Origin of the sequence: Blautia sp. XA-2221, assembly GCF_028767025.1 — a bacterium.
Lineage (GTDB): Bacteria > Bacillota > Clostridia > Lachnospirales > Lachnospiraceae > Blautia_A.
The window spans coordinates 1-1,684 of sequence record NZ_JAJQXX010000029.1 but is presented as its reverse complement, the minus strand read 5'-3'; the positions used below and the strand labels follow the sequence as shown (position 1 = coordinate 1,684).

The following is a 1,684-nucleotide window of genomic DNA, read 5'->3' as shown; positions in this document are numbered from 1 at the left end:
TTTTATCATAATTATAATCCGCCTTTCTGCAAAAGGCACCAATGGGGTTATGAAACCCGTCGGCAAACTTCTGCTATCTAATCTATTTTCCTTCTGATATTATCTTCTTATAAGACTGACACACTACAGAACACGTGGAGGTGAGTGGCGGGGCTGTATAGCGGCGACCTCGCATAATTATATGTTGTCGGTCATCCGTTAAGGCATCAATGAATGGCGCATAACGTAGCCCGTAAACTTATCTCTTCCAAAGTCGACTCGATTTTGCCGGATGACCAGTCACTGTCAGTTTTGTCACTACAAAATCAGGAGGTTATTTTATTGTCTTTCAAAATTTTTCGTTTTAATTGCTGCGGACTTGATGTCCACAAAACTTGGATCTACGCTTGCATCGGTATCACTGATTCCAACGGTAGAACAGATTACAAGCAAGCTCGTTTCTCTTCTTTTTCAAAAGGTTTGAAGGAACTGTGTGATTGGCTTGCAAAGTACAATTGTTCTGAAGTTTGTATGGAATCTACCGGCAAGTATTGGATTCCGGTATTTAATCTTTTGGAAAAAGCAAATATTTCCGTTATTCTTGCTCATCCAAAATATACAAAGCCTCAAAAAGGAAACAAGACTGACCGTAAGGATGCGAAATGGATTTGTGACCTGTTCATGTGTGAAATGATTAGACCTTCCTTTATTCCGCCTGCTGACATTCGCCATTTAAGGGATTTAGTAAGATACCGCTTCAAACTTACCTGTATGATTACAGGAGAGAAGAATCGTGCTCAGAATTGTCTTACTGTATCTAATCTTAAGTTGGACGATGTCTTCAGTGATGTGTTTGGAAAATCTTCTCGTTCCATTACTGAATATATGCTCACTCATCCGGGGGAACTTTTTGATGTAGCACCGTTCGTAGATGGTCGATGTAAAACACCTATCGAAGAAATACAAGCAGCTGTTGATGGCGCTATTTCTCCGGAACAAGCCATTAAACTTCGTCAGTGTCTTAACCACATCGATGAATTAGAAAAACATCTTGAAGAAATAGAACGGGAAATCCTTCGTCTCTCTGATAAATACCAGGATGCTCTTGATCTAATTCGCACTGTTCCCGGATTTGGTAAAAACCAAATGACCGCAATTCAAATCCTTTCCGAAATCGGTGGTGATATGTCTGTCTTCCCCACAGCTAAGCACCTCGTTTCATGGGCGGGATGTTGTCCACGCAATGACAAGAGCAACAAAAAAATCAAATCAACTCGAATTTCCCGTGCTGGTAATTATATTAAACCAATATTGGTACAAGTTGCAAATGGTTTATTGCGTTCCAAGAAACATCCTGAAATAACCCACCGCTATAAGCGTATAAAATCGCACCGTGGTCACAAGAAAGCCGTCATTGCAATCTGTCGTATGTTCCTGACCGCTATCTGGCACATACTCTCAGATTTGAAACCATACACAGCAGAGGGTTTTCTTGAATCACGTCCTGTGAATGAATCAAAAGTACTAACTACTTCACAGGCACTTAATCTACTAAAACAGCGTGGATATACTATCAAGGATGATGTTACTCCGGCTATGAATTAGGTGTTGTGTCTATATTTACTTTTTTGAAAAGCCACCGAAAGATGGCTTGTTTGCTATGCAATTTATTTTTTTCTACCCACTACCTCTTTGTTTCAAACTT

The 1,684-nt window shown here is 40.0% G+C and carries 1 protein-coding gene; it reads left to right on the top strand.

The window, feature by feature from the left end; all coding sequences use genetic code 11:
- The first annotated feature begins 321 nt into the window (after positions 1 to 321).
- Entirely contained in the window at positions 322 to 1,584 is a 1,263-nt protein-coding gene (locus LU279_RS13420) for an IS110 family transposase (RefSeq protein WP_274422984.1), read from the top strand.
- The last annotated feature ends 100 nt before the right edge of the window (positions 1,585 to 1,684 follow it).